Origin of the sequence: Streptomyces paradoxus (assembly GCF_014202475.1) — a bacterium.
Taxonomy (GTDB): domain Bacteria; phylum Actinomycetota; class Actinomycetes; order Streptomycetales; family Streptomycetaceae; genus Streptomyces; species Streptomyces paradoxus.
On the sequence record NZ_JACHGV010000029.1, the window covers coordinates 1 to 7826 of the forward strand.

1 protein-coding gene is annotated in these 7826 nt (G+C 72.1%); it reads left to right on the forward strand.

Going from position 1 to position 7826, the window contains the following annotated elements:
• Positions 1–7826 (forward strand): non-ribosomal peptide synthetase (locus HNR57_RS39000; RefSeq protein ID WP_184568157.1); only part of this gene is annotated, 7826 nt, incomplete at both ends.

Here is a 7826-nt window from a genome sequence, read left to right on the forward strand (position 1 = left end):
GCTGCCAACGTCGCCGACATCTACCCGCTGGCCCCTCTCCAGGAAGGTCTGCTCTTCCACCACCTCCTCGCCGACGGCGGCGAGGACGCCTACGTAACCCCGATGGCCGTCGAGTTTGCCTCCCGCGAGCTGCTGGGCGACTACCTGCGTGCACTCCAGCAGGTCGTGGACCGGCACGACATCCTGCGCACCGGGATCGTGTGGGAAGGCCTGAGCGAGCCGGTGCAGGTCGTATGGCGCAAGGCCCACCTGTCCGTCGAGGAAGTCGAGCTCGACCCCCAGGGCACCGACCCGGTGGCCCAGTTGGTCGCACGGGCCGGTACGTCGATGGACCTGCGGCAGGCTCCGCTGGTCCACGTATACCTGGCCGCCGAACCCGGCGCCGACCGGTGGCTCGCACTGTTCCGGGTCCATCACATGGTGCAGGACCACACCGGCATGGAGCTCGTCCTCGACGAAGTCGGGACGCTCCTCGCGGGCCGGGGCGACGCGCTGCCCGAGCCCCTGCCCTTCCGCGACTTCGTCGCCCAGGCGCGCGGTGGGGTCGAACAGGCCGAGCACGAGCGGTTCTTCGCCCGGCTGCTGGCCGACGTGACCGAACCGACCGCCCCGTACGGACAGCTTGACGCGCTCGGCGACGGCTCCGGCGTGGTACGGGCACGGCTGCGCTTCGCACCGGAACTCGAAGGCCGGTTCCGTGAGACCGCACGGCGGCTGGGCGCGAGCCCGGCCACGGTGATGCACGTGGCGTGGGCGCGGGTCCTCGCGGCGGTCAGCGGCCGCGACGACGTGGTCTTCGGCACCGTGCTGCTCGGACGCCTGAGCGCGGCGGCCGACGCCGACCGGGTGACGGGTCCCTTCATCAACACCCTCCCGGTACGGGTGCGCGTGAACGACATGACGCCGTGGGCGGCGGTCGCCGCGATGCGCGACCAGCTCGCCGCCCTGCTGGAACACGAGCACGCGCCGCTCGCCCTGGCCCAGCAGGCCAGTGGCGTGCCCGGCGACACCCCGCTGTTCACCTCTCTCTTCAACTACCGGCACAACACCGGCCGACCCGACACCCGGGGCGACGCCGCATCGCAGGGTGCACCCGGCGACGGCATCAGGTTGGTGTTCGGCCGGGAGGCCACCAACTATCCGCTCTCGGTCTCCGTCGACGACGACGGCGACGGGCTCGGCCTGGCCATCGACGCAGTGGCCCCGATCGACCCGCAGGCGGTCTCGGCCCTGTTGCGTACCACCGTGGAGAACTTGGTCACCGCGCTGGCCGACGAGTCGGCCGACGACGCACGGCTGCCGCTGGCAGCAGTGGACGTGCTCGGCGGGGCCGAACTCCGGCGGATCCTGGTCGACCACAACGCGACCGGTCAGCGTACCGCCGCAGCGACCCTTCCCGACCTGTTCGAGGAGCAGGCTGCCCGGACTCCGGACGCCGTGGCGATCGTCGCCGACGGGGTCGAGACGTCGTACGCGCAGCTGGACGCTCGCGCGAACCGCCTCGCGCGGCTGCTGCTCGCGCGAGGGGCCGGCCCTGAGTGCATGGTCGCCGTGGCCGCACAACGCGGCATCGACGCCGTGGTGAGCCTGCTGGCGATCACCAAGACGGGCGGTGCCTACCTGCCGGTCGACCCCGCGTACCCGGCGGAACGCATCGCGTTCATGCTCGCCGACGCCGCCCCTGTCCTGCTGCTCAGCACGGAGGCGACCACGCTCCCGGCCGAGGCGCTGCCCGCTGCTCTCCCGCACTTGGTGCTGGACACGGCGGAGACGGCCGCCGCACTCACCGTGCTGCCGGACACGGCGCTCACAGCCGACGAACGCCCAGCCGCCGTCCACCCGGACGGTGCCGCGTACGTCATGTACACCTCCGGCTCCACCGGGCTGCCCAAGGGCACCGTGGTCCCGCACCGGGCGATCGACCGACTGGTACGCGACGGCGGCTACGTCGAGCTGGGCTCCGGTGACACGGTCGCCCACCTTGCCTCGGCGTCCTTCGACGCAGCGACCTTCGAGATCTGGGGCGCGCTGCTCAACGGTGCGACCCTCGCAGTGGCGCCGCCCGGGGCGCCGTCCCTCTCCGAACTCAGGGACTTCCTGACGAGCCACCGCGTCACCACCCTGTGGCTGACGGCCGGACTGTTCCACGAAGTGGTCGACCAGGACCCCGACATGCTGCGGGGCGTCCGCCGACTGCTGGCGGGCGGCGACGTGCTCTCTCCCACACACTGCCGTGCGCTCTTGGACCGGCTGCCGTCTCTGCAGCTCCTCAACGGCTACGGGCCGACGGAGAACACCACCTTCACCGCCGTGCAGACGGTTCGCCCGGCCGACGTGGCAGACCTGGGCGACGTGCCGATCGGGACCCCGGTCTCCGGCACACGCGTGTACGTTCTCGACGAGCGCCTGCGCCCCGTACCGGTCGGCGCCGTCGGCGAGCTGTACACGTCGGGTGCGGGTCTGGCACGCGGGTACGCGGGCCGGGCGGGTCTGACCACGGAGCGGTTCGTGGCCTGCCCGTTCGGTGCGGCCGGTGAGCGGATGTATCGCACGGGTGACCTGGCCCGCTGGGACGCGCAGGGCCGTCTGGTGTTCGTGGGCCGGGCGGACGAGCAGGTCAAGATCCGCGGCTTCCGGGTCGAACCCGGCGAAGTCCAGGCCGCTGTCGCCGCGCACCCCTGGGTGGCCCGGACCGTGGTGATCGCCCGGGAGGACATGTCCGGCGACAAGCGTCTGGTGGCGTACGTGGTGCCGGCCGACGGCCTGAGCAGCGAACCGGTGCCGGACATGAGGCAGTTCGTGGCCGAGCGGCTGCCGGAGTACACGGTGCCGTCGGCGGTCGTGGTCCTGGACGCGCTGCCGCTGACGCCGAACGGGAAGGTGGACCGCAAGGCACTGCCGGCCCCGGAATACGGCATGGGATCCGGCCGTGGACCGTCGTCCGTGCGCGAGGAGATTCTGTGCGGGGTGTTCGCGCACGTCCTCGGGGTGGACAGGGTCGGTGTCGATGACGACTTCTTCGCCCTCGGCGGGCACTCCCTGCTGGCGACACGGCTGGTGAGCCGGGTGCGGTCGGTACTCGGGGTCGAGCTGTCGTTGCGCACCCTGTTCGAGGCGCCGACGGTCGCCGGGCTGGCGGCCCGTGTCGATGATGCCGACCGGGCGCGGGTGGCGCTGACGGCGCAGGAGCGTCCGGAGCGGGTGCCGCTGTCGTTCACGCAACGTCGCCTGTGGTTCATCGGCCAGTTGGAGGGCCCGAGCGCCACGTACAACATCCCGACGGTGCTGCGGCTCAAGGGCGCACTGGACGCCGGGGCGCTGGATGCGGCGCTGCGGGACGTCCTCGGCCGTCACGAGGTACTGCGGACGGTGTTCGCCGCCGCCGACGGTGAGCCGTACCAGCGCGTTCTGGCAATGGCGGAGCTGGACTGGGAGCTTCAGGTCGCCGATGCCGTTCCGGTGGACCTGGACGCAGCGGTGGCCGAGGCGGCGCAGTACGCGTTCGATCTGTCTGCCGAAGTTCCGATCCGTGCCTGGCTGTTCCCGGCCGGGTCGGACGAGCAGGTGCTCGTGGTGGTGGTGCACCACATCGCCGGTGACGGCTGGTCGACCGGGCCCTTGGCACGGGATGTGTCGGCGGCGTACGAGGCACGACGCGTGGGCCGCGCTCCCGAGTGGGAACCGCTGCCGGTGCAGTACGCCGACTACGCCCTGTGGCAGCGCGAACTCCTCGGCGACGAGGACGACCCGGACAGTGTGCTGTCCCGGCAGGTCGCATACTGGCGCGAGACGCTGGCCGGTGCCCCGGAGGAGCTGAGGCTGCCGTACGACCGGCCCCGCCCGGCCGTCGCCTCCCACCGCGGACACACCGCGTCGCTGGAGATCCCCGCGGACGTGCATACGCGGCTGCTGGAGGTGGCCCGCGCCGAAGGCGTCACCACCTTCATGGTGCTCCAGGCCGCGCTCGCGGTGCTCCTTTCCCGCCTGGGCGCGGGCACCGACATTCCCATCGGTTCGGCGCACGCCGGACGAACCGACGAAGCCCTCGACGACCTTGTCGGATGCTTCGTCAACACCCTCGTGCTGCGCGCGGACCTCTCCGGGGACCCGGCCTTCACCGATGTGCTCGCCCGTGTCCGGGATGCCGACCTCGCGGGCAGTGCTCACGACGACGTGCCGTTCGACCGCCTTGTCGAGGAGCTCGCCCCGGCCCGCTCCATGGCACGCCACCCCCTCTTCCAGATCGTCCTGACGATGCAGAACACCATCGAGGCGGCTCTGGAGCTGGGAGACGTACAGGCCGCCGGGATGTCGGCGGGCGTCAGCGCGGCCAAGTTCGACCTGGACGTGCTGGTCGCCGAGGCGTTCGACGCCGACGGGGCGCCCGCCGGGTTCCGCGGTACGGTCACCGTGGCCGCAGACCTCTTCGATGCCGAGGCGGCCGACCGGATCGCCGCCGCCCTGGCCCGCGTACTGGACAGCGTGACCGCCGATCCGCGACTGCGGCTGAGCGCCGTGGACGTCCTCGACGAGGGGGAGCGCCGGCGGGTCCTGGTGGAGTGGAACGACACCGCGGCCGAAATACCCTCCGGTACGGTGGCGGCCCGGTTCGAGGAGCAGGCCACCCGCACTCCGGACGCCGTGGCGATCGTCGCCGACGGTGCCGAGGTGTCGTACGGAGAGCTGGACGCGCGTGCGAACCGGCTCGCGCACTATCTGGTGGGCCAGGGCGTGGGGCCGGAGTCCGTGGTGGGCCTGTGCCTGCCGCGGGGTGTGGAGACCATCACCGCGATCCTGGCGGTGTGGAAGGCCGGGGCAGGCTACCTGCCCATCGAGCCGGAACAGCCCTCCGAGCGGATCTCCTTCATGCTGGCGGACACCCACGCGGTGCTCCTGCTCAGTACCGAGGACATCCTCGACGAACTGCCCGTCGGCAGGGTCCGCGCGGTCGCGGTCGACGAGCCGCTGGTCGGCGTACAGCTGTCGATGGAACCCGACACCGCACCGCAGGTCGTCGCCGCGCCGGACCAGCTTGCCTACGTCATCTACACCTCCGGGTCCACGGGCCGCCCCAAGGGCGTGGCAATCACGCACGGCTCCCTGGCGAACTACGTCGCCACCGTCCCGTCCCGGGTCGGATTCGATACCCCCGGGAACCGGTATGCGCTGCTCCAGGCGCAGGCCACCGACCTCGGCAACACCGTGGTCTTCGCCAGCCTCGTGTCCGGCGGCCAACTGCACGTTCTCGACGAGGACGCGGTCACGGACCCGGCAGCCGTCAGCCGCTACCTGGCCGATCACCGCATCGACCACCTCAAGGCGGTCCCGTCCCACCTCGCAGCCCTCGGCACCGCCGACGGTCTGGCGAAGGTCCTGCCCGGCGGCTCGCTGGTGCTCGGCGGTGAAGCCGCTCCGCCCGGCTGGGTGCTGGAACTCGTGGCGGCTGCGGGCGACCGCGCCGTGTTCAACCACTACGGCCCGACCGAGGCCACCATCGGGGTGGCCACCACGCGCCTGACCGCGGAGCGGGTGGCCGCCGGAGTGGTGCCGGTCGGCACACCGGTCGGCAACACCCGGCTGTACGTGCTCGACGGCACATTGCGCCCCGTCGCGCCGGGCGTCGTCGGCGAGCTGTACCTCGCGGGTGCCCAGCTCGCTCGCGGGTACGTGCGCCGCCCCGACCTGACCGCAGAGCGGTTCGTGGCCAACCCGTACGGCGTCGACGGCGAGCGCATGTACCGCACGGGCGACAGCGCGCGGTGGACGGCCGACGGCCAGGTGGTGTTCCTGGGCCGCACCGACGACCAGGTGAAGATCCGCGGATTCCGGATCGAGCCGGGCGAGGTGCAGTCCGTCCTGACCGCACACCCGCACGTCGCCCAGGCCGCGGTCGTCGTCCGGGAGGACACCCCCGGCGACCCGCGCCTGATCGCCTACCTCGTCCCCCGGGACGAGGACGCCGACGCGGACGAACTCACGTCCACAGTAAAGAAGTTCACCGCCCAGCGACTGCCCGGACACATGGTGCCGTCGGCCGTCGTGGCGTTGGACGCGCTGCCGCTGACGAGCAACGGCAAACTGGACCGCAAGGCGCTGCCCGCACCGGACAGCGGCGCGGCGGTCGGCGCGGGCCGTGGGCCCGCCAACCCCCGCGAGGCAATCCTGTGCGCCGCGTTCGCCGAGGTCCTCGGCCTCGACCGAGTCGGAGTCGACGACGACTTCTTCGACCTGGGCGGTCACTCCCTGCTCGCCGTGCGCCTCGTCAGCCGCATCAGGGTGGCGCTCGGCGTGGAACTGGAGATCCGCGTCCTGTTCGAGGCGCCTACCGTGGCCGGGCTCGCGGCGCGCATCGACGAGGCCGACGGTGCCCGGGCGGCCCTGACGGCGCAGGAGCGCCCGGAGCGGGTGCCGCTGTCCTACGCTCAGCGCCGCCTGTGGTTCATCGGCGAGCTGGAGGGCCCGAGCCCCACGTACAACATCCCCGTCGCCGTACGTCTCACCGGCGCCGTGGACGACACTGCGCTGAACGCCGCGCTGCGGGACGTGATCGGCCGTCACGAGGTGCTGCGTACGGTCTTCGCGACCGCCGACGGCGAGCCCTACCAGCACATCCTCGAGCTCGAGGACCTGGAGTGGGGCCTGCACGTCACCGAGGTGCCGGAAGCGGACCTGGCCGGAGCCGTCGACGGTGCCACGCGGTACGCGTTCGACCTCTCCGTCGAAGTCCCGATCCGTGCCTGGCTGTTCTCGGTCGCCCCCGAGGACCACGTCCTCGTGGTGACCATCCACCACATCGCGGGCGACGGCTGGTCGACCGGGCCGCTGGCACGGGATGTCTCGGCCGCCTACGAGGCTCGACGCGTGGGCCGCGCTCCCGGATGGGAGCCGCTGCCGGTGCAGTACGCGGACTACGCGCTGTGGCAGCGCGATCTTCTCGGCGACGACCAGGACCCGGAAAGCCTGATATCCCGCCAGGTCGGTCACTGGCGCGAGGCCCTTGCCGGTGCGCCGGAAGAGCTGCAACTGCCCTACGACCACCCGCGCCCCGCGGTCGCGGGCTACCAGGGGCACAGCGTGCCCCTGGAGGTCCGGGCAGAGGTCCACTCCCGCCTGGCTGACGTGGCCCGTGCCGAGGGCGTGACGGTGGCCATGGTGCTCCAGGGCGCGCTCGCGGTGCTGCTCTCCCGTCTGGGCGCGGGCACCGACATCCCCATCGGATCGGTGAACGCCGGACGCACCGACGAAGCCCTCGACGACCTGGTCGGCTGCTTCGTCAACACGCTGGTGCTGCGCACGGACCTGTCCGGGAATCCGACGTTCCGTGAGGTGCTGGCGCGGGTGCGCGAGACGGGCCTGTCCGCCTTCGCGCACCAGGACGTGCCGTTCGAGCGCCTGGTCGAGGAGCTGGCGCCGACGCGTTCCCTCGCCCGGCACCCGTTGTTCCAGGTCACCCTCGCGGTGCAGAACAACGCCGACGCCGTCCTGGACCTGCCCGGTGTGCGTACCGGCGGAGCCGGGGTGGCTCAGGCCGCGGGCATCGGGGTGGCCAAGTTCGACCTGGACGTGAGCGTCGGCGAGGTCTTCGACGCCGAAGGCCGTCCCGCAGGACTGCGCGGCGTGCTGATCGCGGCCGCGGACCTGTTCGAGCCGGCCACCGTCGCACGCCTCGCCGGGCGCCTCGCCCGTGTCCTGGAGTCGGTCGCCACCGAGCCGGATCAGCTGCTCAGTGCTGTGGAGGTGCTGGGCGGGGCGGAGCGTCGGCGGTTGCTGGTGGAGTGGAACGGCACGGCCACCGAGGTGCCGGTGGGGACGCTTCCGCAGTTGTT